At 63.9% G+C, this 25866-nt stretch carries 23 protein-coding genes; 9 read left to right on the top strand and 14 right to left on the bottom strand.

Translation table 11 applies throughout. The annotated features are described in order from the left end of the window. Positions 1 to 7: 7 nt before the first annotated feature. The 7 genes from IWX88_RS11050 to IWX88_RS11020 form a co-directional block, all read right to left on the bottom strand. Complete coding sequence (locus IWX88_RS11050; RefSeq protein ID WP_196830304.1) at positions 8 to 1009, bottom strand: radical SAM protein; 1002 nt, start codon at positions 1007 to 1009, stop codon at positions 8 to 10. A 38-nt stretch (positions 1010 to 1047) separates the two neighbouring features. Continuing rightward, entirely contained in the window at positions 1048 to 1860 is an 813-nt protein-coding gene (locus IWX88_RS11045; RefSeq protein ID WP_196830302.1) for a phosphate/phosphite/phosphonate ABC transporter substrate-binding protein, read from the bottom strand. Continuing rightward, positions 1857 to 3032, bottom strand: coding sequence for an acyl-CoA dehydrogenase family protein (locus tag IWX88_RS11040; protein ID WP_196830300.1), 1176 nt, complete (start codon positions 3030 to 3032; stop codon positions 1857 to 1859). The genes IWX88_RS11045 and IWX88_RS11040 overlap by 4 nt, the downstream gene beginning before the upstream one ends. Beyond that, the gene (locus IWX88_RS11035) at positions 3029 to 3430 is read right to left on the bottom strand and encodes a hypothetical protein (RefSeq protein WP_196830298.1); all 402 of its coding nucleotides are present in this window, start codon (positions 3428 to 3430) and stop codon (positions 3029 to 3031) included. Before IWX88_RS11035 ends, IWX88_RS11040 begins: the two co-directional genes overlap by 4 nt. Beyond that, positions 3427 to 3963, bottom strand: a complete 537-nt coding sequence (locus tag IWX88_RS11030) for a DoxX family protein (RefSeq protein ID WP_196830296.1) — start codon at positions 3961 to 3963, stop codon at positions 3427 to 3429. The genes IWX88_RS11035 and IWX88_RS11030 overlap by 4 nt, the downstream gene beginning before the upstream one ends. A gap of 199 nt (positions 3964 to 4162) precedes the next feature. Continuing rightward, positions 4163 to 5611 (bottom strand): MFS transporter, encoded by a 1449-nt coding sequence (locus IWX88_RS11025; RefSeq protein WP_196830294.1) that lies wholly within the window; start codon positions 5609 to 5611, stop codon positions 4163 to 4165. A 130-nt stretch (positions 5612 to 5741) separates the two neighbouring features. After that, complete coding sequence (locus tag IWX88_RS11020; RefSeq protein WP_196830292.1) at positions 5742 to 6467, bottom strand: DedA family protein; 726 nt, start codon at positions 6465 to 6467, stop codon at positions 5742 to 5744. 161 nt (positions 6468 to 6628) lie between these two features. On the opposite strand from IWX88_RS11020, the gene IWX88_RS14285 reads away from it, so the two are divergent. Together IWX88_RS14285 and IWX88_RS11010 are read left to right on the top strand one after the other, a co-directional pair. Next, a complete protein-coding gene (locus tag IWX88_RS14285; RefSeq protein WP_196830289.1) occupies positions 6629 to 7282 on the top strand; it encodes a class I SAM-dependent methyltransferase in 654 nt (217 codons plus the stop codon). Between the two features lie 121 nt (positions 7283 to 7403). After that, positions 7404 to 8633 (top strand): NAD(P)/FAD-dependent oxidoreductase, encoded by a 1230-nt coding sequence (locus IWX88_RS11010; RefSeq protein WP_196830287.1) that lies wholly within the window; start codon positions 7404 to 7406, stop codon positions 8631 to 8633. A gap of 8 nt (positions 8634 to 8641) precedes the next feature. Here the strand turns inward: IWX88_RS11010 and IWX88_RS11005 are convergent, their stop codons facing one another. Further along, positions 8642 to 10042, bottom strand: coding sequence for an amino acid permease (locus tag IWX88_RS11005; protein WP_196830285.1), 1401 nt, complete (start codon positions 10040 to 10042; stop codon positions 8642 to 8644). Positions 10043 to 10348: 306 nt separating this feature from the next. Here IWX88_RS11005 and dnaK point away from each other — a divergent pair, with 306 nt between their 5' ends. From dnaK to IWX88_RS10970, 7 genes are all read left to right on the top strand, one after another. Further along, positions 10349 to 12286 carry a molecular chaperone DnaK gene (gene dnaK, locus IWX88_RS11000; RefSeq protein ID WP_196830283.1) on the top strand — a complete coding sequence of 646 codons (1938 nt, stop codon included), beginning with the start codon at positions 10349 to 10351 and terminating at the stop codon, positions 12284 to 12286. Positions 12287 to 12291: 5 nt separating this feature from the next. Continuing rightward, positions 12292 to 12915 carry a nucleotide exchange factor GrpE gene (locus IWX88_RS10995; protein WP_196830281.1) on the top strand — a complete coding sequence of 208 codons (624 nt, stop codon included), beginning with the start codon at positions 12292 to 12294 and terminating at the stop codon, positions 12913 to 12915. A 113-nt stretch (positions 12916 to 13028) separates the two neighbouring features. Then, the gene (locus IWX88_RS10990; protein WP_196830279.1) at positions 13029 to 14018 is read left to right on the top strand and encodes a DnaJ C-terminal domain-containing protein; all 990 of its coding nucleotides are present in this window, start codon (positions 13029 to 13031) and stop codon (positions 14016 to 14018) included. Between the two features lie 17 nt (positions 14019 to 14035). Continuing rightward, positions 14036 to 14452, top strand: coding sequence for a heat shock protein transcriptional repressor HspR (locus tag IWX88_RS10985; RefSeq protein WP_196830277.1), 417 nt, complete (start codon positions 14036 to 14038; stop codon positions 14450 to 14452). Between the two features lie 59 nt (positions 14453 to 14511). After that, complete coding sequence (locus IWX88_RS10980) at positions 14512 to 15696, top strand: class I SAM-dependent methyltransferase (RefSeq protein WP_370568322.1); 1185 nt, start codon at positions 14512 to 14514, stop codon at positions 15694 to 15696. A gap of 5 nt (positions 15697 to 15701) precedes the next feature. Continuing rightward, positions 15702 to 17867, top strand: a complete 2166-nt coding sequence (locus IWX88_RS10975; RefSeq protein WP_196830275.1) for an ATP-dependent Clp protease ATP-binding subunit — start codon at positions 15702 to 15704, stop codon at positions 17865 to 17867. An 86-nt stretch (positions 17868 to 17953) separates the two neighbouring features. Continuing rightward, positions 17954 to 19003 (top strand): zinc-dependent alcohol dehydrogenase family protein, encoded by a 1050-nt coding sequence (locus tag IWX88_RS10970; protein ID WP_196830274.1) that lies wholly within the window; start codon positions 17954 to 17956, stop codon positions 19001 to 19003. Positions 19004 to 19151: 148 nt separating this feature from the next. Here the strand turns inward: IWX88_RS10970 and IWX88_RS10965 are convergent, their stop codons facing one another. The 6 genes from IWX88_RS10965 to IWX88_RS10940 all read right to left on the bottom strand — a co-directional run bounded on the left by IWX88_RS10965 (position 19152) and on the right by IWX88_RS10940 (position 25837). Beyond that, the gene (locus IWX88_RS10965; RefSeq protein ID WP_196830273.1) at positions 19152 to 20219 is read right to left on the bottom strand and encodes a low specificity L-threonine aldolase; all 1068 of its coding nucleotides are present in this window, start codon (positions 20217 to 20219) and stop codon (positions 19152 to 19154) included. Between the two features lie 40 nt (positions 20220 to 20259). Further along, the gene (locus IWX88_RS10960) at positions 20260 to 21351 is read right to left on the bottom strand and encodes an ABC transporter permease (protein WP_196830272.1); all 1092 of its coding nucleotides are present in this window, start codon (positions 21349 to 21351) and stop codon (positions 20260 to 20262) included. Then, complete coding sequence (locus IWX88_RS10955; protein ID WP_196830271.1) at positions 21348 to 22232, bottom strand: ABC transporter ATP-binding protein; 885 nt, start codon at positions 22230 to 22232, stop codon at positions 21348 to 21350. The genes IWX88_RS10960 and IWX88_RS10955 overlap by 4 nt, the downstream gene beginning before the upstream one ends. Positions 22233 to 22378: 146 nt before the next feature. Continuing rightward, positions 22379 to 23038 carry a response regulator gene (locus tag IWX88_RS10950; RefSeq protein ID WP_370568343.1) on the bottom strand — a complete coding sequence of 220 codons (660 nt, stop codon included), beginning with the start codon at positions 23036 to 23038 and terminating at the stop codon, positions 22379 to 22381. Beyond that, on the bottom strand, positions 23038 to 24201 hold the full coding sequence (locus IWX88_RS10945) for a sensor histidine kinase (RefSeq protein WP_196830266.1): 1164 nt from the start codon (positions 24199 to 24201) through the stop codon (positions 23038 to 23040). The genes IWX88_RS10950 and IWX88_RS10945 overlap by 1 nt, the downstream gene beginning before the upstream one ends. A gap of 238 nt (positions 24202 to 24439) precedes the next feature. Next, on the bottom strand, positions 24440 to 25837 hold the full coding sequence (locus IWX88_RS10940) for a DUF6421 family protein (RefSeq protein ID WP_196830263.1): 1398 nt from the start codon (positions 25835 to 25837) through the stop codon (positions 24440 to 24442). Positions 25838 to 25866: the final 29 nt, after the last annotated feature.

Below are 25866 nucleotides of genomic sequence, written 5' to 3'. Positions count from 1 at the left end.
TTGAGGGCTAGGCACAGGGAAACCACTCCGCGATGCTGTCAGCCGCGCGGCGGTGTGCAACGAATCGGCGGGTGATTTCTGCGATTGCGTCCGCGAGGGGGAAGATGTCGCGAGTGACGAACTGGTCGTCGTGATCGGCGGCCACCGGGTGCCAGTACACACCGTCGGCGGTAATCGTCACCTCGGGGATGAGTGAGTCGACAGTGAGTTCGATGCCGGAGTCGGCGACACCGCGGTGCGCCAGCGCGCGAATCACCTGGTCCTCACGCGCAATTCCAATGGTGTCAAGGAAATCGTGGAACGGTTCGAGCTCGTGCATCTGGTCGGCGGGCAGGGTGGCCGCGACCTTCACTCGGAACCCCTCTTCGTGTGCGATACGGATGCCGGCAATTGCTTTCGCCCACGACCCGGACCCGCGGTGACTGTCATGAACGGCTGGAGTGGCCGAGTCGACGCTGATCTGGAGGATGACTCGGGAGCGATCCATCCGGCGCAGGCGCTCGAGTCGCGCGCCGCGAAATAGCATTCCGTTCGTGAGCAGCGTCGTGGGGAGTTTCTCAGTGCAAGAGTTCACGAGAACATCGATGTCATTGAGCAGAAACGGCTCGCCTCCCGTGAGGATGAGCTCGCCGACACCGGCGGCGGCGGCCTCACCAGCGATTTGCTTGAGCCGGTCCACTCCGATTGCTCGGCGTTCAGCCTTCGGCGACGAGCGAACGCAGCAGTAGTCGCACGCCAGGTTGCAATCGAAGTTGGTGTAAACCCACACTCGTGATCCGGGCAGCTGGCCCGGGTCGAGCCCTGCGAGCGAGTCGGGGGAGCGCCCGTGCAGAACGGTCACGGTCAATCCTTCGATTGACACGATCTCGTTTCCGCTTGAGGCACACCACGCGGAGACGATGTCGAGCGCTGCATCCCGGTCGCCTTCGCCGAGCCTCACTTCTACCGTGCGGCCGGTCGGCACTCGCCCGATACCTTCGATGAGGTCGAGCACTACGCTGAACGCCATCGACTCAGCCGACCGGGGTTGTGCCGGCACACTGATGCTCACCATCGGTCGGTGATCCCCTGTTCTTTCACGGCGGCGACGAGGGAGGCGTAGCCGTCGAGCTTTGGTGGAACCCAGGCTTGCAGGCCCTCCATTTCGAGGATCGGTCGATGCTGCGGATTCTCCCAGTCCATGGCGAGCAGATTCGCGACCCAGGGGTCCGTGCGCTCGACCGCGACTGACGGCATCGCGGTGAACGTGCAGTGGCTGTATTCGGGGGAGGTCCAAAATGATTCGAACGCACCGGGAAGCAATTCGCCGCGCCCGATGGCCTGCCAGGTGTTGATGCCGATTGCTGCGGCATCCGCTCGATCCTCGAGCACTGCGCGAAGAGCATCGAGTTCACTGCGACCGGTGTCGCCGTGTTTTCCCACATCACTATCGATGCGGGTGAGAGTTACGTCACTCTCACCCAGGCCCGCCTCCTGCAGGAAGTGAACGGGAAGGATCGCCGCCTGTGCCGAATCACGCGACCCAAGAACGAGGCGACGTCCCCGGAGGCTTTCGAGGGAGGTAAACCCGCTCCCAGATCGAGCGACGAATACGGTGGTGAAAACGAGATCCGTGTCGCGCGACGCGAGTGCGCGGCACGCACCATCGGTCTGGCCGGCAGTGCGTACCCAGGCGAGATTGGTGTTCCAGGCGAGATCGATCGAGCCCGAGATGAGTGCATCCACCTGCCTGCCGTAATGGGAGAACAGCACAAAGTCGATCGGTGTCGAGGTCTCGGCAAAGTAGTCCCGCATTCCCTCCCAGATCGGCACGACGTTCGGGGAGTAGGCAACCGAGCCGATAACGAGCGGAGCGGTCATGCGGCGGACCGTGCCGTCTCGGGCACCCGGGTGTCGGCAGCGGGCTTCGGTGCATCAAAGAGTGGCCTGCCGGTGATCGCGCGACCGTAGAACTCGTAGAGCACGTCCGATGTCGGGGCCATCACGTGGCCCGCTCGCGCGTCGCGGAAGTACCGGTCGATCTGCAGGTGCTCGGAAAACGCTGCTCCGCCGCACACCCGCATGGCGACATCCGTGATGCGCAGTGCGGCATCATTCGACGATGCCTTACTGCCGAGCACGAAGAGGGGAGTGTCGTCTTCGGGGGTCGCGACCTTCGATGCGGCCAGATCGAGGTAGGCGCTCGCGTTGGCGAGATCGATCGACATCTTTGCGAGCTGTGCCCGGATGGTCGGTAATGACGACAGGCTTTCATCAAGGTGCTCGAGCCGCGCTCCCATCGTGTGACGCACCGCGGCATCGACTGCCGCCCGGCTGAGGCCGATCGACACGGCGGAGTTGCCGAGGTTGAACCACGGCAGCACGTGGCCCATCATCAGATCGAATCCCCCACCTGCTGCACCGAGGCGGAACTCTTCGGCAGTGTCGACCTCGACAGTCATCGGGCTCGAGGAGTTTCCGCGGAATCCCATGCCGCTCCAGGGGCGATCGATCGAGAGGCCGGTCGATCCGGCGGGGATCGCGAAGAGGTCAACGCCGTCTCCGTCCGGCGTTCCGGTGGATACGACGTAGACGTCAGCGTGGCCGGCTGACGTGACCCAGCTCTTCTCCGCGGACACCCGGATGCCGCTTGGTGTCGTCGCCTGACGCGAAACGGGTGCCCAGAAGTGCGAGCGCGACCCCGCTTCGGAGAACGCGAGCGAGGCAAGCGAGCGGCCGCTTGCGAGTTCGCCGAGCAGTCCGGGCATCCCTTCGGGTGGCGCGGCGGCAACGGGCATGGCGGCGCTCACGTGCATGAGGTAGATCATCGCGGTCGATCCGCAGGCGCCAGCGAGGGCGCTGGCCACCCGCACGAGCTCCCGCGGTCCCTGCCCCAGTCCGCCGACTTCGGTCGGAAGAGTCAGTCCGAGCAATCCGGATGACCGTAATGCGGCCACCGTTTCGTCGGGGAATCGACCGGCGGTATCCACGTCATGGGCATTCTCCCTGGCGATCTCGAGTACGGGATCCAGTCGTTCAGCAATATCGATCACGGTCTGCCTTTCATCGGGTCCTGCGGGTGGGCTGAGGAAGATGGTGAGAGTGAGAGCGAGAGGAGTCCGATGCCGAGCCCACCGACGACCGCCATCGTCGAGGCATCACCGCCGAGAGGTCGGATCGAAAGGGCGAGCCCCACGACCTGTGCCAGGGCGCCAAGGATGAGGAGAGTTCCGGCGATCAATCGCAGCAACCGTTGCCCGATAATTGCGCTTGCGATGGAGAGTACGCCGCTGACCACCAGGAGTCCCGCTCCGACCGGTCCGATGTTCACGAAACGGAACTCAATGGGGAGTGGACCGCCGAACACGAAACCGGCAAGCGCGATCGCGGCGACACCGGTGAGGATCGCACCGCGATCGGCCGCACTGGATGGGCTGGATTCGCGGCTCACGACAGTCTCAACAGGAGTCGTGAGAGGCGACCGGATGACGCCGACCAGGTTTCACGCATCGCGCCGTCGACTCCGTAGCTTCGCCCGGCTGCGGTCGCGAAGATCGCAAGGTGAGCGAGCCCCATGAGGTAATAAGACCACTGCCACTCATGGGGTGCGAACAGAACCGAGAGGGTGATTGCCACCGTCTGGCCGATGCCGACAACGGCCCAGAACCGAGTGGCGAGACCGATGAGCAGGAAAGCACCCAGCCCGCCCTCAATCAGGAGCGTGAACCATCCGAAGATCTCGATGTTCGGCAAAACGATCGATTTGATGAAGGCCGAATACGGGGCGGAAACCGGATGCTCGACCGCCTGGCTCGCCCAAAAGTACAGGCCGTTGTTATTCGCCCGGCCGAAACCCGGGGGCACCTTCCACGCCACATTCTGTATCCACATGAGGGCGACACCGCAGCGGAGCACGGCGATCATGATCGAAGACACGCGCGTCACACCCGGTGTATTGACCTGTGGACTGACGACATTAGCCATGGGATCCTTTCGAGGATCCCAGTAAATCCGTGTTGGGCCGCCCGCACAATGGCCAGTTCATTAAGAGACCCTGACAGCTCGGGGGCTGCACGCTGTCCGCTTCGGTACCGCGCCGAAGCATTCGTTGCGGGTTTGTTCTTGCTCGAAGGGTGTTGTCCTGCGCGAACGGTCCCATTCCTGACGGGAGGGAACAATCGCGCTAGTTGAGCCGTGCCTTCACCGGGATCAGCAGCAGGAGGCCCGCCAACAGCACGATCACGATGCCGAGGATGCCCCAGTACTGGGCACCGGAGACGGCAACGAAGAGCGTGAACAGCCCCGGAGCGAGGAAGCTGACGGCGCGGCCGGTGGTGGCGTAGAGGCCGAACACCTCGCCCTCTCGTCCCGCCGGGGTGATCCGGGCCAGGAAGGTGCGGCTGGCGGACTGTGCCGGACCGACGAATAGGCAGAGGGTGAGCCCACCGATCCAGAAGGCGTTGGGTCCGAGATCGTGAGCGAGGAAGACTCCGAGCCCGGCAATGATGAGCCCGACGAGCGAGACGACGATCACCGGTTTCGCGCCGAACCGGTCGTCGAAGACGCCGGAGATGAAGGTACTCACGCCGGCGACCACGTTGGCCGCGATCGCGAAAATGATCACCTGGCTGCTGGAGAATCCGAAGGTGCCCTGCGCCAGGATCCCCCCAAAGGTGAACACGCCGACCAGTCCGTCGCGAAATAGCGCGCTCGAAATCAGGAACAGCACAGTGTTACGAGACTCCCGCCAGAGTGCCGCGATATCCCGGGCCAATACGCGGTAGGAGGCGAAGAAGCCCACCCGCACGCGCCGATTCTCCCGGCTGATCTCCGGCACGGCAAACAGGATCGGCAGTGAGAAGACGAGAGTCCACAGTGCAGCGATCACGGCGATGAGGCGGATGTTGAGGCCGTTGTCGTGCGTCACGCCGAAGAACCCGCCCGAGTCGGCAGTGAGCCCCACCAGACCGAGCAGCACGAACAGCAGCAGGACGATGCCGCCGAGATAGCCGGCCCCCCAGCCGAGCCCGGATACCCTGCCAACGGTTCTCGGCGTGGAAACCTGCACAAGCATCGCGTTGTAGTTCACGGTCGCGATCTCATAGAAGATCGTGCCGACCGAGACGAGACCGACGCCAAGCAGGAAAAATGTGGGCTTCCCCTCGACGAAAAACATCAGGGCGGTCATTACGACGACGACCCCGGTATTGATGGCGAGCCAGAGTTTGCGGCGTCCCGAACCATCCGTCCGCTGCCCGAGAACGGGTGCAATGAGTGCCACAACCAGTCCGGCGATCGCGAGCCCGCCACCCAGGCCCGCGGAGAGGGATGCTTCGGCTGCGGCGTATGCGCGATGCGCGGTGCCGGTGGGCGAGGCTTCGGCGTCGCGGGCGGCGATGAGTGCAGGATCAACGAAGTAACTCGAGGTGAGGTAGACCGTGAAGACGAATGTGGTGATGACGGCGTTGAATGCTGCCCCGCCCCAATCCCAGAATGCCCAGGCCACAACCCAGCTGCGCGGGATTATCTTGCCCTCCTGCAGGTCCAGCCCAGCAACGGTGATCGCGGTGGCGTTCACCCCGCTGCGGGTGGGTTGCGCACTCGAGGGGCTTAGAGGATCGCTGTCCGACATGACCACACAATAGTGGTCTCAAGCGAATTACCAGCCACGTTCCACGGAGTCCACTGCGCGGATTTTCACCGGTTGTGTGGGCACAACACCAGAATCGTGTTTCGCACCCTCCGCGCCTGAGCAGATCGCGTCAGTCGACCACCGACGCCGTGTCGGAAACGATCTCGGCAGCGGGGTCAGTGGCGGGGTCGGTGGCGAGGTCGGCCGGCTTACGTCCGCGTGCCGAAAGGCGGGCACGCCCCGCCCGGTAGAGCTCGAACAGGATCGGGATGCCGGAAATCAGCACGATTGCGATGATGAAGTACTCCGCGTACTCGGCGACGAAGTCGATCTGTCCCAGGAAGAAGCCGACCAGCGTGAGCCCAACGCCCCACAGGAAGGCGCCGACCAAGTTGAAGGTCACGAAGGTGCGGTAACGCATGCGGCCCACCCCTGCCGCCACCGGCACGAAGGCACGGAACACCGGCAGGAACCGGGCCATGACGATGGCCTTGCCACCATGCTTGTCGAAAAAAGCGTTCGTCCGCTCGACGTTCGCGGGGTTGAAAAACCGACTCTGCTCGCGTGCAAAGACGGCTGGCCCGGCCTTGAGCCCGATGTAAAAGGCCAATTGGTCCCCGGCGAAGGCGGCAACGAAAATCACCGCAGCAGTGACCCAGATCGGCACTCCCACGACGCCGGTCGCGGTCAGCAGGCCGACGGTGAACAGCAACGAGTCTCCGGGCAAGAAGGAGAGCACGATGAATCCAGTCTCGACGAATACGACACTGGCGACACCGATGAGGATGAATGGTCCGAACCACCGAACCAGCCAATCGGCGTCAAGAAAATCAAACCCAAAGAGCAGTGGAACCATAAAATCGTCCTTTCATGCCCCGCGAAATAGCCCCCCAGCGTGGATGGCATCCAGAAACTCCCCCAATAGTTTAGGCGGCGTTTCTGGACACCCGGGTGCGTTTATCTCGTGGAGACCTCGATGACCCCACCATCGCAGAAGCCCTGATGCATCATTGATCCGTGAACGAAATCGATCAGGGCTACCCCGCCGGGTTCTTCGAGCGTGGTGACCCCACGTCCGATGCTGTCTTTTACCGGCCGCCGAGGCTCGTCACCCACATTGATGCCGCCGCGATCAGTGCTGTCTCCGAGCTGTACGCGCAGCTCGGAATCGATGGATCGTCAGACGCTCGCTGGCGGGTACTCGATCTGATGTCGTCGTGGGTGTCGCATCTGCGCACCGCCCCGCACGAACTGGTCGTGTTGGGGATGAACGCGGCGGAGCTCGACGCCAACCCGATGGCCACCGAGCGTGTCGTACAAAACCTGAATGTCGATCCGCTTCTTCCGTTCGCCGACGAGTCTTTCGATGCGGTGCTGTGCTGCGTATCGATCGACTATCTCGTGCGACCCGTCGAGGTGCTCCGAGAGGCCGCACGAGTGTTGCGGCCGGGCGGCCAGGTCGTCATCACCTTCTCGAACCGATGCTTTCCGACCAAAGCGATTCGCGGTTGGCTCGACACGGATGATGAAGGTCGTTGCGCCATCGTGGTCGATTATCTTTCTCGAGCCGGAGCATTCACTGACGCGCGAGTGGGTCTTCGTACGCCCGCGGCACGGGGGTATCGGGGGGATCCGCTCTACGCGGTGACGGCGCGACGCGCGGTGTCGTAGGCGGTGTCGCAGGCGCTGTCGTAGGCGGACATGGCACCATCCGCGTGTGGTGGAACGATTCCTCAGGTTGAGCTCCTAAGGTCGGCACACCGTTCGTCAATCGCAAAGGACAGGAAGCACCATGCCAGATTCCGAAGGTTGTGTCATCGTAGGAGCCGGTCTCGCCGGCGCTTCGGCAGTTCGTGAGCTTCGCGAGCGCGGCTTTCTCGGCCGCATCAGGCTCATCGGTTCCGAAGCGCATCGACCGTATATCCGCCCGCCGCTGTCGAAGGATTACCTCAGCGGTTCGGCCGACCGGCAGTCGGTCTTCGTTGATCCCGAAGCCTGGTACGCCGAAAACGACATCGAACTGCTTACGGGCACGGCGGTCACTGCCGTGCATCCGGCACAGCATCTCCTCGCCATCGAGAACTCCGCACCGATCGGATACGAGAAGCTGTTGCTCGCCACGGGCTCGGCCCCGCGGCGGCTGACGATTGCGAATGCCGACCTGGCTGGCGTGCACCACCTGCGCACGCTCGACGATGCTGAAGCACTGCGCCCCCTGCTGGCAGAGGGCGGCCGACGTCTTGTTCTGATTGGGTCCGGTTGGATCGGCATGGAGGTAGCGGCGACCGCCAGAACCCTCGGCAATGAGGTCACGATTCTCGAGCGAAACCCGATCCCTCTGGCTAACGCGCTCGGCGATGAGCTCGGCACTGTATTCGCTGAGCTGCACACCGAAAATGGCGTCGACCTCCGGCCCTCCGTCGTCGTCGAGAGCATCGCCGGTGCGGATGGTCGGGTAACGGGCGTTGTACTCGCGGGCGGAGAGGTGATTGCGGCTGACCTCGTGCTCGTCGCAATCGGGGTGATTGCGAACACCGGGCTTGCCGATGCCGCCGGCCTCGCAATCGACAACGGCGTGCTGGTGGATGCGTCCCTCGTCTCGAGCGAGTCAGACATCTACGCGGCTGGCGATGTCGCGAATGCGTATCACCCCGTGGCCGGGATGCATCTGCGCAGTGAGCACTGGGCGAACGCCCGCAACGGCGGCAAGGCTGCCGCCCGCTCGATGCTCGGCGAGGAGGTGTCCTACGACGACATCCCATACTTCTATACCGATCAGTTCGATCTCGGGATGGAGTATTCAGGGTTCGGCCCCCTGGCCCAGGGAGCAGATGTTGTCTATCGCGGAGATCGCGCCGGGCGTGAATTCATTGCGTTCTGGCTGGCCGGTGGTCGTGTCGTCGCCGGAATGAATGTGAATGTGTGGGACGTGAACGACGCAGTGCAGGGCATCATCCGCCGTGCCAATGTCGTCGATCCCGCCCGGCTTGCGGACGGGAATGTGCCGTTAGACCTGCTGTGACCTCGGGATCACCGGGCACGGCTCCGGGCGCCACGATACCGCCAGAGGCCGAACGAGACCAGGATGGCGGCGAGCAGCAGCGAGAGCACGAGCGACTGCCGCGTCTCCGGCAGCACCATCATGCCTACCAGCAGGCCGACGATGCCGATGATCGCTACCCAGGTGAGGTAGGGGAAAGCCCACATCTTCAGCTCGAGGGCTGCTGATTCCGTGCGACTCATCCGACGGCGAAGAATCAGCTGGGAGGTCGCGATGACAAGCCACACGAACAGGGCAATTGCGCCGGAGGTGTTGACCAGGAACAGGAACACGGTGTCGGGGGCGAGGTAGTTCATACCGACGGTCAAGAACCCCACGACGGTCGAGGCGAGCACGGCACTGCGCGGCACGCCCCGCTTCGAGATTGTCGACCAGCTCCGGGGCGCGTCGCCGCGAACCGACAGTGAGAACAGCATCCGGCTTGCCGTATAGAGGCCCGAGTTCAGGCAGGACAGAACGCTGACAAGCACGATCACGTCCATGATCGTCCCTGCCCCGGGAATGCCGTACAACTCGATCGCGGCAACATACGGACTCTTGGCGACGGACGCCGAATCCCAGGGCAACAGCGTCACGACAATGGCGATGGAACCGATATAGAAGATCAGAATTCGCCAGACAGTCGAACGCACCGCCTTTTTCACGGCGTCGACCGGATGTTCCGACTCACCAGCGGCGATGGTCGCGATCTCGGCGCCGAAGAACGAGAACACGACCACGAGCACACCGCCGAGAACCGCCCCGCCACCGTTCGGGAAGAACCCACCGCGACCGGTGAGATTGTCGAGGCCCGGCGCATCCACACCCGGCATCAAGCCGACAATAGCGATGACGCCGAGCACCAGGAAGATCGCAATCGCAGCAACCTTGATCGAAGCGAACCAGAATTCGAACTCGGCGAAGGACTTCACCGAGGCGACGTTGGTGAGGGTGAGCAGCACCATCAGGATCAGCGCCCAGATCCACTGGTCGACGCTGGGGATCCACCGGTGCACGATCGCGGCACCCGCAGTGGCTTCGATACCGAGAACAATGATCCAGAACCAGGCGTAGAGCCAGCCGATGCTGAACCCGGCCCAGCGGCCGAGCGCGCGGTCGGCATAGGCGGAGAACGAGCCGGTCTCCGGGTTGGCAGAGGCCATCTCTCCCAGCATCCGCATCACCAGGATCACCACGACACCTGCGGCTGCATAGGCCACGAGTATCCCCGGTCCGGCCTGTTGGATAGCGGCGCCCGATCCGACGAACAGTCCGGCACCGATGACGCCGGCGATGGCGATCATCGACAGGTGACGCGGTTTGAGTGTCTTGGAGAGGGTGCGTTCGCCCGTGGTGGGGGGCGTGGTCTCACTCTTTCGCGGGGCAGTCATCTGACTCCAGCTTGTTGTAAAAAACCCCCGGTGCGACGGTGTCACTGGGGTGGCCGATTGTGGATGGCCGTCTGATCAACCTATGCCGCGACGCTCCCGAGCGACAAACCGAGCGACAAACCGAGCGACCGGCAGAGCGCAAACAGCGTGAAACTGATAGTTGAGCCGGATCGACTCAAGTTTTGCGGTTTCGGCTTGACAAAGTTATCCACAGGTTTCAAACTTGAGTATGTGGGACTCAAGTTCCACTCTGAATCTCAATAAACAGTCCCAACGCAGCACCGCACAAGCAAGGAGAAAGCGCACATGGCTCGAGCAGTAGGTATTGACCTCGGAACCACGAACTCCGTCGTCTCGGTCCTCGAGGGTGGAGAACCCACCGTCATCACGAACGCCGAAGGATTTCGCACGACGCCGTCTGTCGTCGCCTTCACCAAGGACGGAGAGGTGCTGGTCGGTGAGACCGCGAAGCGCCAGAACGTCACCAACGTCGATCGAACGATCTCGTCGGTCAAGCGCCACATGGGCACCGACTGGACCGTCGACATCGACGGGAAGAAGTACACCCCGCAGGAGATCTCCGCGCGCATCCTGGCCAAGCTCAAGCGTGATGCAGAGCAGTACCTCGGAGAAGCAGTGACCGACGCCGTCGTCACTGTTCCCGCCTACTTCAACGACGCCGAGCGCCAAGCCACCAAGGAGGCCGGTGAGATCGCCGGACTCAACGTGCTTCGCATCATCAACGAGCCGACCGCGGCCGCTCTGGCCTACGGCCTCGACAAAGGTAAGGAAGACGAGCTCATCCTGGTCTTCGACCTCGGTGGCGGAACCTTCGACGTGTCATTGCTCGAAGTGGGCAAGGACGACGACTTCTCCACTATCCAGGTGCGTTCCACCTCCGGCGACAACCGCCTCGGTGGAGACGACTGGGACCAGCGCGTCGTCGACTACCTGATCAAGCGCTTCAAAGATTCGACCGGCGTGGATGTTTCGGGCGACAAGATTGCGAAGCAGCGTCTCAAGGAGGCGTCGGAGCAGGCGAAGAAGGAGCTCTCGAGCTCCATGAGCACGAGCATCCAGCTGCCCTATCTCTCCCTGACGGAGAACGGCCCGGCCAACCTCGATGAGACGCTCAGCCGCGCCAAGTTCGAAGAGCTCACCGCAGACCTGCTCGAGCGCACCCGCAAGCCATTCACCGACGTCATCAAAGAGGCCGGGATCAAGGTCGAGGATGTCGCCCACGTGGTTCTCGTTGGTGGATCTACCCGCATGCCTGCTGTTGTTGAGCTTGTCAAGAAGTTGACAAATGGCCGCGAGCCGAATAAGGGCGTCAACCCGGATGAGGTCGTCGCCGTTGGCGCGGCCCTCCAGGCCGGCGTGCTGAAGGGCGAGCGCAAGGATGTGCTGCTGATCGATGTGACCCCCCTCAGTCTCGGTATCGAGACCAAGGGCGGCATCATGACCAAACTCATCGAGCGCAACACGGCCATCCCCACCAAGCGCAGCGAGACCTTCACCACCGCGGATGACAACCAGCCGTCCGTGGCGATCCAGGTATTCCAGGGTGAGCGCGAGTTCACCCGCGATAACAAGAACCTCGGAACCTTCGAGTTGCAGGGCATCGCCCCCGCGCCCCGCGGCATACCGCAGGTCGAGGTTACCTTCGATATCGACGCCAACGGCATCGTGCACGTGTCCGCTAAGGACAAGGGCACCGGCAAGGAGCAGTCGATGATGATCACCGGAGGTTCATCGCTGTCGAAGGATGACATCGAGCGCATGGTGCGCGAGGCGGAGGAGCACGCCGCGGAGGACAAGGAAAGGCGCGCAACCGCCGAGACCCGCAACACCGCAGAGCAGCTCGCCTATTCCACCGACAAGCTCATCAAGGACAATGCCGACAAGCTTCCGGATGATGTGAAAGCAGATGTGCAGGCCGATGTCGACGCCCTGAAGAGCGCGCTCGCCGGTGAGGACGACACGGCCCTGAAGGCCGCTTTCGAGAAACTCACCGTCAGCCAGCAGAAGCTTGGCGAAGCGATCTACTCCCAGGAGCAAGCCGCAGCGTCGTCCGAGGGTGCAGCCGAAGGCGAGCAGGCACCCGGCGCAGGCGATGAGGACATCGTGGATGCCGAGGTCGTCGAAGACGAGCCGGAGGCCGGTAAGCCCGGTGCTGACAAGTCGGACTCGGGCAAGTCCGGTTCTGACAAGTCGGATTCTGACAAGGCACAGGGCAAGAAGTAACGCTGATGGCAGCCAACAAGAATCCGAAAGCCGGTAAGGGATCCGGTGATGACGAGAACGCGAGGGCTGAGGCAGTGGCGGCGGCGGAGGCTGCAGCTCTGGCCGAGGGCCTGATCGAAGCACAGGGTCCGGATGTCGAGACCTCGTTCACCGACGACGATCTCGCCTTCCTCGCCGGAGACCCCGATGCGGGTACAGTTCCAGCGGCGAATGACCCAGCTGCCGAGATCCTCGGAGATCTCAAGCGCGTGCAGGCCGAGTTCGCCAATTACCGCAAGCGCGTCGAGCGTGACCGGGAGGCGAACCGGGAGGTGAACATAGCCGAGGTGGTGAAGTCACTGCTCCCTGTGCTCGACGACCTGTCACTCGCTGAGGCTCACGGTGATCTCGCGGAGGGGCCCATGGTGGTCATCGTGGCCAAACTGCGCGCGAGCCTCGAGAAGTTCGGGCTCACCGTAGTCGGGGAGAAGGGCGACGTGTTCGACCCTCACCAGCACGAAGCACTCGTTCAGTTGCCGACACCGGGGGTGACGGTCAACACCGTCGCCGACGTGATCGCTCCGGGCTACAAGCTCGGTGAACGCCTGCTGCGACCTGCCAAAGTAGCAGTCGCGGTACCCGCAGAATAGAAGAACTAATGCTGATCAAGTAGATCGTGCAGCGAGAGGTGTCGGGATCCGATCTCGACACTTCTCGCGCAGCGAACCGGTCGATCACCGACCAGGTACGAAAGGAGGCGCCTGTGGCCAGCCAGGATTGGTTCGATAAGGACTTCTACGCCGTTCTCGGTGTCTCCAAAGATGTCACCGCGGCAGAACTGAAGAAGTCCTATCGTAAGCTCGCCCGCAAATATCACCCGGACTCCAACCCGGGCAATGCGGCAGCCGAGACGAAGTTCAAGGAGATCAGCGAGGCGAACTCCGTTCTCGCCGACGTTGAACAGCGCAAGGAGTATGACCAGATGCGGGCCATGGGCCCGGGCCGCGCTCGATTCACTTCCGGTGCGCCCGGCCAGAGTGCCGGATTCGAGGATGTCTTCGGCGGCATGTTCGGCCAGGGCGGCCAGCGCGGTGGACAGCGTCCCGGCGGTTCGGGCGGTTTCGATGACATCTTCAGCGGCATGTTCGGCCAGGGCGGCTACGGCCAGTCCTCCGGCGGATTCCGGGGAGCTGGCGGCCCGACACGCGGCCGCGACCAGACGGCCGCCACCACTCTCGACTTTCTCACGGCCATCAAAGGTGACACGGTGAAGCTGCAGCCCGCGGAGGGTAAGCCGATCAGCGTGAAGATTCCGGCCGGAGTGAGCGACGGTCAGAAGATCCGCCTCCGGGGCAAAGGGGAGCCGAGTTACGACGGTGGACTGCCAGGCGACCTGACCCTTACGGTAACCGTGCGTCGGCATCCGGTGTTCGAACGCGACGGACTCAACCTGCGGGTGGATGTGCCGGTCACCTTTACTGAGGCGGCGCTCGGCGCGACCATCGAGGTGCCAACTCTCGGTGGTGACCCGGTGAAGCTGCGGGTGGCCGCGGGAACGCCATCCGGTCGAATCCTGCGGGTCAAGGGACGCGGTGTCACCACCGATAAAGGTGTTGGTGATCTGCTGGCGACCGTGCAGGTCGCTGTCCCCGCGCACCTGACCGCGGATGCCCGCGAGGTGCTGGAGAAATTCGCCGCACTGCAACCCGACGAAAACCCCCGCGCCGACCTGATCGCCAAGTCGCGGTCCTGAGCGGAAGAGGCACGGCAATGGAAGCGACCGATCCTGTCTTCCCGATCGCGATCGCGGCTGAACTCGCGGGGATGCATCCGCAGACACTGCGTCAGTACGACCGCCTCGAGTTGGTGGTCCCCCAGCGCACCTCCGGGCTGTCCCGCCGGTATTCGATGCGGGATGTCATGCAGTTGCGCGAGATCGCGCGGCTGGGAACCGAGGGTGTGAGCCTCGAAGGCATCAAACGGATCCTGCAGCTCGAAAACCAGGTTGCTGCTCTCGCCGATCGCGTGCGGGAACTCGAGCACGTGCTCGCCGATGAGCTGCTGTCGCGCCCGGGCAACCGGGTCTTCGCCGGCGGAGGAACCGGCGAGGTGGTTTCACTGCGAGCCGGAACCCGTGCAAAGCGCAACACCCAACTCGTGGTCTGGCGACCACGTGACCACGACTGAGGCACCGATGAATACCGAGTATCCCCCCACAGTTATCACCGGAACACCGAGTGCAACGCGTGCCTGACATCGATCTGGATCGCCTGCGCCGCTGGCCCGACGTGGAGGCGCCCAACCTGTTTGCGGTGGATGCCAGCGATCGCCTCATTCTCGATGAGGCATCCGACACCGTCGCCTCAGCCCCGCCGGGCTCTGTCGTCGTGATCAACGACCATTACGGTGCGCTCGCGATCGGAGCTGCGGCACACCTCGGCGCGACCGCAGTGCGAGTGTTCCAGGATGCTCTCGTGGGAGAGGCCGCGCTGTCGGCGAATGCCCGCGGCGTCACGACCGAGGTCCGCAACTTACCGCTCGGCCGCGAGTTGCTCCTCGGCGCGACCGTCGTGCTGCTGCAGGTGCCGCGCTCGTTGGCCGAGCTCGACGAGATCGCGGGTGAGATCGTGCGCTGGGCCGATCCTGGCGTTGTCGTCTTCGCCGGTGGACGCATCAAGCACCTCTCCCTGACGATGAATGCTGTGCTGACGAAACACTTCGGCAGGCTGGATGTCTCGCTCGCGCGCCAGAAGTCCCGCGTGCTGATCGTCCGGGAGCCGCTCGCCGCAACCAGCGAGTCCTCGGTGCTCCAGTTCCCCGTTCGTGAATATCACGATGAGCTCGGGCTCTGGGTCTGCGCCCACGGCGCCGTTTTCGCAGGCGCAAAGCTCGATCTCGGTACCCGGCTACTGGTCTCCGTGCTCGATGGTGTGCGTGCCGATGCGGTGACAGCCATCGATCTCGGCAGCGGCACGGGCATCCTCGCGGCAACCCTTGCGCGGTCCCGGCCCACCCTCGCGGTAATTGCCACCGACCAGTCGGCCGCGGCAGTGGCATCCTCCCTCGCCACCATGCAGGCGAACGGCCTCTCCGACCGGGTCACCGTGGTGCGGGATGACGGCCTCAGGTCGCAGCCCGACGCGAGTGCAGACCTCATCGTGCTCAACCCGCCATTCCACGTGGGAGCGACAGTGCACACCGGACTCGCCGATCGCTTGTTCCGGGATGCGGCGCGCGTACTGCGTCCCGGGGGAGAGCTCTGGACCGTTTATAACTCGCACCTCGCCTATCGGCCGACCCTCGAGTCGGTGATCGGCTCTACCCGTGAGGTGGTGCGGAACACCAAGTTCACGGTCACGTCGTCCAGGAGACGCGTGCCCGCAGCACTACCGACGAGCGCGAGCGATCCCGACTCGCGTGGGGAAAGGTAACCCGAATGGCCAATCTGCAAGGCGCTTCCGCCGCTGATCAAGACCGGCAGACCGCTCTCGAGAAGTACGGTGTCGACCTCACCGCAATCGCGCGCACCGGCAAGCTCGACCCGGTGATCGGTCGGGATGCGGAGATTCGTCGGGTGAGCCAGGTGCTCACCCGACGCACCAAGAACAATCCCGTGCTGATCGGCGCGCCGGGCGTCGGAAAGACCGCGGTGGTCGAGGGGCTCGCCCAGCGCATCGTGGCCGGAGATGTGGCCGACTCTCTCAAGGGCAAGCGTCTGGTGTCACTCGACGTCGCATCCCTGGTCGCCGGTGCCAAGTACCGTGGCGAGTTCGAGGAGCGTCTCACGGCGGTACTCAAGGAGATCAACGACGCCGAAGGTGAGATCATCACCTTCGTCGACGAGCTTCACACGCTCATGGGTGCGGGCGGCGGTGAGGGCTCGGTTGCGGCATCCAACATGCTGAAGCCGATGCTCGCGCGTGGCGAGCTGCGTCTCATCGGCGCGACCACGCTGGATGAATACCGCCAATACATCGAGAAGGATGCTGCCCTCGAGCGGCGATTCCAGCAAGTGTTTGTTGGCGAGCCATCGGTCGAAGACACCATTGCCATCCTGCGCGGGCTCAAGGGCCGGTATGAGGCACACCATAAAGTGGCCATCGCGGACTCTGCGCTCGTGGCTGCCGCATCCCTCAGCAACCGCTATATCAGTGGACGTCAGCTCCCTGACAAAGCAATTGACCTCGTCGACGAGGCGGCAAGTCGACTCAAGATGGAGATCGATTCCTCTCCGGTGGAGATAGACCAGCTCAAGCGCGCGATCGACCGGATGAAGCTGACCGAGCTCGCCCTCAAGAAAGAGAAGGATGCCGCCTCGAAGGCGCGCCTCGAGAAGCTGCGCACCGAGATGGCCGAGAGGCAAGACAAGCTGGACGGCCTCAACGAGCGGTGGGCCGCAGAGAAGGCGTCACTGCAGGGCGTCGGAGACCTGCGGATGCGCCTCAACGACGCTCGGATCGGGCTTGATCGCGCCATGCGCGAGGGTCGCTACGAAGATGCCTCTCGCCTCGACTACGAGGTAATCAAGAAGATCGAGCGCGATATCGCCGCCGCCGAATCGGTGGAGACAACCGAACCGCGCATGGTGAACGAGCAGGTGACCGAGGAAGATATTGCGGCCGTCGTCGCGGCCTGGACCGGTATTCCGGTCGGTCGCCTCCTGCAGGGTGAGACCGAGAAGCTGCTCAATCTCGAGAATGAGCTCGGCAAGCGCCTCGTCGGTCAAAAGCCGGCGGTTCGTGCGGTGGCGGATGCGGTGCGCCGATCGCGCGCGGGGATCGCCGACATCGATCGGCCGACCGGATCGTTCCTGTTCCTCGGACCCACCGGCGTCGGTAAGACCGAGCTCGCTAAAGCCCTCGCCGAATTTCTTTTCGATGACGAGAAGGCGATGGTGCGCATCGACATGAGCGAGTACGGTGAGCGGCATTCGGTCGCACGGCTGCTCGGTGCCCCTCCCGGCTACATCGGCTATGAGCAGGGTGGCCAGCTCACCGAGGCGGTGCGTCGACGCCCCTATTCCGTCGTTCTCCTCGATGAGGTTGAAAAGGCGCACAGTGGCGTCTTCGACGTGTTGCTGCAGGTGCTCGACGACGGGCGGCTCACCGATGGCCAGGGTCGCACCGTGGACTTCCGCAACGTGATCCTCATCCTCACCTCTAATCTCGGTAGCCAGTACCTGGTCGACCAGACGCTGAGCGCGGAGGCGAAGGAGGATGCCGTCAACGCGATGGTGCGACAGGCCTTCAAGCCGGAGTTCCTCAACCGCCTCGACGACATCGTGATCTTCAGCGCCCTCTCCCGGGATGACCTCGCCCAGATCGTTGAGCTCTACATCGACCGGCTCACCCGGCGCCTGCAGGACCGCCGGCTCGACCTTGCGGTGACTCCGGATGCTCGCAGCTGGCTCGCCGAACGCGGCTACGACCCCAGCTACGGAGCGCGCCCGCTTCGCCGGCTGATGCAGCACGAGATCGACGACACCCTCGCAACGGCGCTGCTCAGCGGCGAGATCCGCGACGGGGACATCGTGGTGGTCGACCTCGACTCGGAGACCGACGCGCTCAGCATCCGCAGGGGGGATGCGCCGCCGATCGAATAGCGGCGCGCCCGTGTCTGTCTCACCCACGCGGTGTTCGCCTACACCCGATGTCCGTGTGCACTCGACCGGTGAATTACGCTGGATAGATGCGCGCAACAGTTATTCATGGCGAGGGTGACATCCGCCTCGAAGAGGTTCCAGACCCCCAGCTTTCCACCGGCGGAGACGCCATCGTCAAGGTCGTCGCGGCCTGTGTCTGCGGTTCGGACCTCTGGCCCTATCGGGGGGTGACCCCGACGAAGCATCCGCACCGCATCGGGCACGAGTTCGTGGGGGTCGTCACCCAAGTCGGGGCGGATGTCTCGAAGATCCGTGTCGGTGACTTTGTGATCGCGCCGTTCTACGACTGCGACATGACCTGCGTGAACTGCCTCAACGGCGTGAGCACCTCCTGCCTCGACGGCGGCTGGTGGGGCGCGGATGACCGCCTCGGCGGGTTCGCCGACGGTGCCCAGGGGGAGTTCGTGCGTGTGCCGCACGCTGACGGCACGCTTGTCGCCACTGCTATGCAGCCAACGCCGGACCAGATTCCCGGCCTTCTCACTCTTGCCGACGTGATGGGTACAGGACATCACGCGGCCCTCTCGGCGGGGGTAACCCATGGCGACTCCGTCGTAGTGGTGGGGGACGGCGCGGTCGGTCTCTGCGCGATCATCGCGGCGAAGAGGCTTGGCGCCACGCGCATCATCGCCATGTCCCGTCATGCCGACCGGCAGGCGCTGGCGACGGAGTTCGGAGCCACTGACATCGTCGAGGAACGCGGTGATGATGGTGTCGCCCGCGTCAAAGAGCTGCTCGGCGGCGTGGGAGCCGATCGTGTTCTGGAGTGCGTCGGAACCAAGGAATCGATGGACCAGGCGATCCGCTCTGCCCGTCCCGGAGGTCGGGTGGGTTATGTCGGTGTGCCCAATGGTGGGTCCGAGTTGCCGATTCGCACCCTCTTCGGCGCCAATATCGGTGTCGGCGGCGGTGTTGCGCCCGTGCGCAATTACATCGAGGAACTGCTGCCGGAGGTGCTCTCCGGAGCTATCAACCCCGGGCGGGTATTCGACCTCGAATTGCCGCTGGATGAGGTTGAGCAAGCCTATGCCGCAATGGACGATCGTCGCGCGGTGAAGGTGCTCCTGCGGCCATAGTCTCTCGCCGCGGGCCTGGTCGCTCGCCGTGGGCCTGGTTGACCATCTCCCGTTTTTACTACCACCCCCCTGTCGAAACAGGGTGGTGGTCGTAAAAATGGTAGGTGGTGGGGCGGATGCGGAGCAGGGTGGGGCGGATGCGGCGCGGCTACGCCCCCATTTCCTCCACGATTGCGGCGACGAATGCGTCCACGTCTGCTTCTGTGGTGTCGAACGCGGTCATCCAGCGCACTTCGTTTGCTGCCCGGTCCCAGTCGTAGAAGCGGAACTTCTCCTTCAACCGGTCTGACGACTCGTGGGGAAGCACGGCGAACACCGCGTTGGCGGTCGTCTTCTGGCTGAACGTGAGATTGTGGATGCGTCCTTGCGCAATTGCGTCGTCGAGAGTGCGACGTAAGTGGCCGGCCATTGCGTTGGCGTGGCTGGCTGAACGACGGTAGAGGTCGTCGGTCAGCAGTGCCACAAGCTGTGCAGAGACGAAGCGCATCTTCGATGACAGCTGCATGTTGAGCTTGCGCAGGAACATGAGGCCTTCGGTGATCTGCGGGTTCAGCACCACGATGGCCTCGCCGTAGAGAAGCCCGTTCTTGGTGCCGCCGAAGCTCAGGATGTCTACGCCAGCATCCGTTGTGAAGTCGCGAAAGGGCACCCCGAGCGCCGCGGCAGCGTTCGAGACGCGCGCGCCATCCATGTGCAGCACCATCCCCTTCGAGTGCACGTGCTCTGCAATGGCCCGCACCTCATCGACCGAGTACAGCGTGCCGAGCTCTGTCGTCTGTGTGATACTCACCGCGAGCGGTTGTGCGCGGTGCTCGTCACCCCAGCCCCAGGCCTCGCGGTCGATCAGCTCGACAGTGAGCTTGCCGTCGGGGGCCGGGACGGTGAGCAGTTTGAGGCCGCTGATGCGTTCGGGGGCGCCATTCTCGTCCGTGTGGATGTGCGCGGTCGCGGTGGCGATGACGGCACCCCACCGAGGCAAAACAGACGTCAGTGCCGTGACATTAGCGCCGGTCCCGTTGAAGACGGGGAAGGCCTCGGCCTGCTCGCCGAAGTGCTCCCTGATGACCTCCTGCAGGCGGGCCGTATAGACATCCTCACCGTAGGCGATCTGGTGGCCGCCATTGGCGTCTGCGATCGCGGCGATCACTTCGGGGTGGGCTCCCGCGTAGTTATCTGAGGCGAAGCCGCGGTAGTTCGTGTCATGAAGCGTGGTCATTACCCCAGTCTGCCACCCGCATGGTGTCCGTCCCCGCTGCTCAGCGGGCCAGCGCCTCGCGCAGCTTCACCCGGCCGCCCATCCGGAGCACCGCGTTCTCATAGATGCGTGCGCCGATCACAATGACGAATGCCGTCGAGACCAGGAGGATCGCCAGGGACAGCAGCGGCTCCCACCACTGGGCGGTACCGAGGAAGATGCGCATCGGCATGCCAACCGGAGCAGAAAACGGCACATATGACATGATGCCGAGCACAATCGGATTGTCGTTGAAGAGGATCACGAGCAGGTAGGGCACCATCACGAGCGTCGTGACCGGGGAGGTGACCGAGGCCATATCCTCCTGCCGGGAGACCAGGGACGCGGCGGCGGCGAACAGAGCAGCGAGCAGCACGAACCCGAAGGCGAAGAACACGATGAACCAGCTGATCGACGGGCCGAGGGCGCCGAGCAGTGCGGACTGCCCGGTGACTAACAACCCAACGCCGGAGAGGATCGCAATGAGCGCGATCTGGCCAAAGGCAAGGATGCTGTTGCCGAGAACCTTGCCCGCGAGCAGGGTGCGCACCGGGATTGCCGACATGAGGATCTCGACCACGCGTGTGGCCTTCTCCTCCACGACACTCTGCGCGATGGTGGACCCGAAGGTGACAGCCGACAAAAAGAACACGATCCCGAAGCCGAGCGAGACGATGTAGATCAGCAACGGATTCTGCTTGGAGGGCTCGAGCACGACGACATCGGGCGTCACGCTTACGGCGGCGACCACCGCAGCGGGAGGCGAGTCGCGAGCGATGACGGTGATGCCGAGCTTGGAGACCGAGGAGTTCGACACGATGGCCGCTTCGACGGCTCCCGAGCGCACCAGCTTCTCCGCTTCAGCGCGAGTGTCGACATCCGTTCTCGCAAACTGCGGCAGGTCGGGCAGCGCGTTGATCACCGAGCGCTGCACGGCGATCTTCGCCGGCTCCGCATTGGCGCTCACGATGCTGCCAATCACGATCGACGCCAGAACGGCAAGGAGCAGGATGCCCGTCGAAATGAGGAACGCCTTACTGCGAAGCCGCACCGTGATCTCGCGATTAGACACGAGAAGCGTGCTCTGCAGGAAAGTGGGGGCGGTGGTGCTCACTGGATGACCTCCCGGAAGATCTGGGCGAGGGATGGATGTCGCGGACCGAACCGCTGTACCGCACCGTCCGCGACGGCGCGTTTCAGAACGGACTGGGCGACGGCGGCATCCGCCGTCTCGAACAGCGCGTGGCCGCCGTCGAAGTCGATGACGGTGACACCGGGCGCCTCGCGGAGCCAGCCGAGATCTCCGTCGACGTCGAGTTCGTAGCGGTCGCGGCCGTATTCTTGCTGCAGCTGTCCGCGGGAGCCACTCGCGCGGATCTCGCCATTGGCGATGATCACGAGGTCATCGCAGAGGCGTTCGACGAGATCGAGCTGATGACTCGAAAACAGCACGGGGGCGCCGTCGGATGCGGCATCCCGCAGCACCGTGAGCACGGAATCCACTCCGAGGGGATCGAGTCCGGAGAACGGCTCGTCGAGTACAAGCACCTCGGGCTTGTGCACAAGGGCGGCGGCGATTTGCGCGCGCTGCTGGTTGCCGAGGGAGAGACTGTCGACGGTATCGTTTGACCGGGCGGCAAGGTCGAGACGCTCGAGCAGACTGGCCGTGCTCGCCGAGGCGTCACGCGCGGTCATGCCGTGAAGCCGACCAAAATAGCTGATCTGCTCGCCGACCTTCATCTTGGGATAGAGACCACGCTCTTCGGGCATATAGCCGAAAATGCGCCGGTCACTGGCGGTGAGCGCCGACCCACCAAGGCTGACCATTCCGGAGTCGGCGGACAACACCCCGAGAATAATGCGCATCGCCGTGGTCTTGCCCGCGCCGTTCGCACCGACGAAGCCGGTGATGCGGCCCTCCCCAACGCCAAAGCTCACCTCGCTCAGCGCGGTACGGCCGCCGTACGTCTTGGTTACCCTGTCGACCTGCAGCATCCTGATCCCGTCTCCTGTTACTTCAACCGTACGAGATGGCACCGCACCCGGCATCCCCCGCGAGAAGGGATTTCACACTCCACTGTGCAGAGGAGGCGCAGGCAGAGGAGGCGCAGGCGGAGAAGGTGCAGGCGGAGGAGGTGCGCTCAGCCGCGCACCACGATGCCGTGCTCGTAGGCGAAGACCACGGCGTGCACCCGATCGCGCAGCGTGAGCTTCTGCAGCACCTTGGAGACATGCGACTTGACCGTAGCCTCGCCAACGTAGAGCGCGATTGCGATCTCCGCATTGCTCATGCCCAGCGCGAGCAGCCCGAATACCTCGCGTTCCCGCCCGCTCAGGTCATCGAGTGCGGCGCTCGGCGTCGGCACCTCCGGTGCGCGGTCGGTGCACCGCTCGATCACTCGGCGGGTGACATCCGGAGCAAGCAGCGCGTCGCCCCGGCCGATGATCTGCACCGCTTCGATGAGTTTTTCCGGTGTCGAATTCTTGAGCAGAAAGCCGCTGGCCCCTGCCGTCAATGCATCGAAGAGGTAGTCGTCGCGATCAAAGGTGGTGAGGATGAGAACGCCGGTTCCGGGTGCCTGCACCGAGATGCGACGTGCGGCCTCGAGCCCGTCCATTACGGGCATCTGCACATCCATGCAGACGACATCGGGGCGGAGTTCGAGCACTCGATCCACGGCTTCTTCGCCGTTCCTGGCCTCACCGACGACAGTGATACCCGGTTCGCTCTGCAGAATCACGGAGAAGCCCGCGCGCACGAGGTCCTGGTCGTCAACGATGAGTACGCGCAACCCGCCTATCAATCCAGCTCACCGGTGGGGATGCGGGCGCGCACGAGGTACCCACCACGAGCGCGCGGGCCGATGTGGATGGTGCCGCCGACGGCATCCACTCGCTCGCGCATTCCCCGCTGGCCGAGCCCGGCACCACCGGCGTACGAAATGTTTGCGGAGCCGCTGTCGCCGATCTCGAGCTCGACCGCGTCGTCGAGGTAACGCAACCGGAGATCGATCTCGGCGCCAGGGCCCGCGTGTTTGAGAGTGTTCGTGATGGATTCCTGCGCGATCCGGTACAGGGTTACTTCGACGGTCGGTGGCACCGTGCGCTGAACGCCGACCGTGCGCGAACGCAGCGGTACGCCTGCCGCTCGGGCGTCCGCGGCCAGGCTTGAGATCTGGTCGATCCCGCGCGTGGTCGCACTATCGATGCCCGGGTGTTCGTCGTCACGCAGGATCGTGAGCATCCGATGGAGTTCGGCTACCGCGGTGCGGGCACTCGACTCGATCGAGCGCAGGGAGTGGGTGGCTCCCGCAGGATCCGTTTCCATGACCAGCCGGGCCGCACCCGCCTGTACGCCCATCACGGAGACGTGGTGCGCGACGATGTCATGCAGATCCCTGGCGATGCGCACGCGCTCGAGGGTGAGCGCCCGGTGCGCGTTGAGCTCACGCTCTGCGCTGCGTTCGGCCGTTCGATCGACGAGAGCCCGACGCTCGCGGGCAGCGGCCCAGGCTCGGTCGCCAAAGTAAAACGCGCTCCCGAAATAGAGCAGTGTGGTCACGATCTGCAGCAGGCCGATGGCGACGATCGGCGAGATGGCGCTGCTTCGGGTGAGGTTCGCGAGTGAGGTCGGGTCGGCCGCACTGGCGACGAGGGCGGTGAAGAGCCAGATGAACATTCCGATGACGATCACCACACGCACGATGGTGGCTCGCATCCGGTGACGTCCCCAGGCTCCGACCGTGTACATCGCAATGAACAGCGAGATGTTGGCGAAGAGCGCTTCCGGTACCGCAAAAATATGACCGAGTGCGAAGGCGCTGGAAACGACAATCGCGACCGCTTGCGGCCAGCGTCGACGCACGGCCAACGGCGCCGCGCAGATGACCACAAACAGGGAGCTGACCCAGATCGGAGCCGGATTTTTGACGTAGCCAGCGCTCTGCGTCAGCAGCACACTCACGGCGGTCGCCCCTAGCATGACTGCGGCGAGAACAACATCATGTCTGTGCTCTCGACGCGTAGGCGCCGGTCTACTCCAGGTGTGCTCCCCCGCGGTGCCACCTACCGGCTTCAGATCTGCCGGGCTCGGGGATTGCCGCGGTTGGCGCACGGTGGTTGGCTCGGTCACCCTGCCAACGCTAGTCCGTGCCGCCATCCGGGCAATCACTCGGGCAACCGCTCGGGCCACCGCCGTAGCCTCAGTCGCGCCCGGTTAACCCCGCCGTCGACTCGATCACATCAGCCATCTTCTTCGAGAGGGCCTCGTAGAACATCGACAGCGGAAACTCGTCGGGCAGCACCGCATCCGTGAATCCCTTGGGCGGGCCATCCAGCGGCAGGTCGCGGGTCGCCCAGAGCGAAGCGGGGTGCGGCGTGAGCGTTTTCGACACCAGCTCATAGGCCGCGAGCCAGTGGGCGGTCTTTGGCCGGTCGGTCGAACGCCAGTAGAGATCCTCGATCTCTCTCCCCAGTGCAATCACCGCCTGCGGAACATCCGCCCAATCGATGGTCAGTCGGGTATCCGTCCAGTGCAGCACGTGGTGCTGGTGCAGCCACGCAAATAGTAGCTGGCCGCCGACGCCGTCGTAATTGCGCACTCGGGAGCCGGTGATCGCGAAGCGGAAGATCCGGTCGAAGAGCACCGCGTACTGCACGAGCTTTGCGTGGTCGCGCGTCACGCCGTCGGTGTCTTCCGCAAGTTCCAGCCGAACCGCCTCGCGGTATGCCGTCAGATCGCAGCGCAGTTCCTCAAGTGAGTAAAGGAAATACGGCATCCGCTGCTTGATCATGAACGGATCGAACGGCAGGTCACCTCGCATATGGGTGCGGTCGTGAATGAGGTCCCACATCACGAAGGTCTCTTCGGCCAGGTGCTGGTCATCGAGCAATCGGGTCGCATCTGCGGGCAGATCGAGCTTCGTGATGGCGGATGCCTCCCGCACGACCCGCCGGAACCGTGCCGCTTCCCGGTCGGCGAAGATCGCGCCCCAGGTGAAGGTCGGCACGGCGCGCATGGCGATCGTCTCGGGGAACAGCACCGCCGAGTTCGTATCGTATCCGTCGGTGAAATCCACGAAACGAATAGGAACAAACATCGCGTTGGAATAGTCGCCGGCCTCCAGGGCTGCGACGAACTCCGGCCAGATCACCTCGACGAGCACGGCTTCGATCAGTCGATCGGTGCTGCCGTTCTGGGTGTACATCGGGAACACGACCAGGTGGCGCCGCCTATCCACGCGATCGCGCTGCGGCTGGAAAGCTGCGAGCGAGTCGAAGAAGTCGGGAATGAGGAATCCGTGATCCGCCCAGCGTTCGAAGTCGACCGCTGCAGCAGTGAGGTAGGCCGCATCGTGGGGGAACACCGGCGCGAACGCATGTAGGCCTTCAACGATCGTGGTGACCAGGGCACGGGCATCCGAATGATCTGTGCTGTTCGGGATGCTGCCGTCGTGCACCTGAAGCGGTCGCAGCGCCGAGACGGCGGCCTTGAGCCCGAGCCAGGGCTCCCGAGATTCGATGGGGGTGCCAGCGCCGTCTTCGAGAACCTCAGGCTCCCCGACTATCGCGCTGCGAATTGCTGATGCGGCGTGTGACATGGTTCGACCTCCGACCCCGACAGAATAAA

This window comes from Frigoribacterium sp. CG_9.8 (genome assembly GCF_015751965.1).
In the GTDB taxonomy this organism is placed as follows: Bacteria; Actinomycetota; Actinomycetes; order Actinomycetales; family Microbacteriaceae; genus Lacisediminihabitans.
The sequence above is the reverse complement of the archived record's forward strand: the minus strand, read 5'-3'. Positions and strand labels throughout refer to the sequence as shown.

Excerpts from the sequence above, each read along its gene's own strand:
- IWX88_RS11025 (WP_196830294.1), bottom strand. The coding sequence starts at position 5,611 with ATGTCGGACAGCGATCCTCTAAGCCCCTCGAGTGCGCAACCCACCCGC.
- IWX88_RS11010 (WP_196830287.1), top strand. The coding sequence starts at position 7,404 with ATGCCAGATTCCGAAGGTTGTGTCATCGTAGGAGCCGGTCTCGCCGGC.
- IWX88_RS10955 (WP_196830271.1), bottom strand. The coding sequence starts at position 22,232 with ATGCTGCAGGTCGACAGGGTAACCAAGACGTACGGCGGCCGTACCGCG.
- IWX88_RS11045 (WP_196830302.1), bottom strand. The coding sequence starts at position 1,860 with ATGACCGCTCCGCTCGTTATCGGCTCGGTTGCCTACTCCCCGAACGTC.
- IWX88_RS11020 (WP_196830292.1), bottom strand. The coding sequence starts at position 6,467 with ATGGTTCCACTGCTCTTTGGGTTTGATTTTCTTGACGCCGATTGGCTG.
- IWX88_RS10985 (WP_196830277.1), top strand. The coding sequence starts at position 14,036 with ATGGAAGCGACCGATCCTGTCTTCCCGATCGCGATCGCGGCTGAACTC.
- IWX88_RS11050 (WP_196830304.1), bottom strand. The coding sequence starts at position 1,009 with ATGGCGTTCAGCGTAGTGCTCGACCTCATCGAAGGTATCGGGCGAGTG.
- IWX88_RS10965 (WP_196830273.1), bottom strand. The coding sequence starts at position 20,219 with ATGACCACGCTTCATGACACGAACTACCGCGGCTTCGCCTCAGATAAC.
- IWX88_RS11030 (WP_196830296.1), bottom strand. The coding sequence starts at position 3,963 with ATGGCTAATGTCGTCAGTCCACAGGTCAATACACCGGGTGTGACGCGC.
- IWX88_RS11005 (WP_196830285.1), bottom strand. The coding sequence starts at position 10,042 with ATGACTGCCCCGCGAAAGAGTGAGACCACGCCCCCCACCACGGGCGAA.
- IWX88_RS10995 (WP_196830281.1), top strand. The coding sequence starts at position 12,292 with ATGGCAGCCAACAAGAATCCGAAAGCCGGTAAGGGATCCGGTGATGAC.
- IWX88_RS10940 (WP_196830263.1), bottom strand. The coding sequence starts at position 25,837 with ATGTCACACGCCGCATCAGCAATTCGCAGCGCGATAGTCGGGGAGCCT.
- IWX88_RS10975 (WP_196830275.1), top strand. The coding sequence starts at position 15,702 with ATGGCCAATCTGCAAGGCGCTTCCGCCGCTGATCAAGACCGGCAGACC.
- dnaK (WP_196830283.1), top strand. The coding sequence starts at position 10,349 with ATGGCTCGAGCAGTAGGTATTGACCTCGGAACCACGAACTCCGTCGTC.
- IWX88_RS10970 (WP_196830274.1), top strand. The coding sequence starts at position 17,954 with ATGCGCGCAACAGTTATTCATGGCGAGGGTGACATCCGCCTCGAAGAG.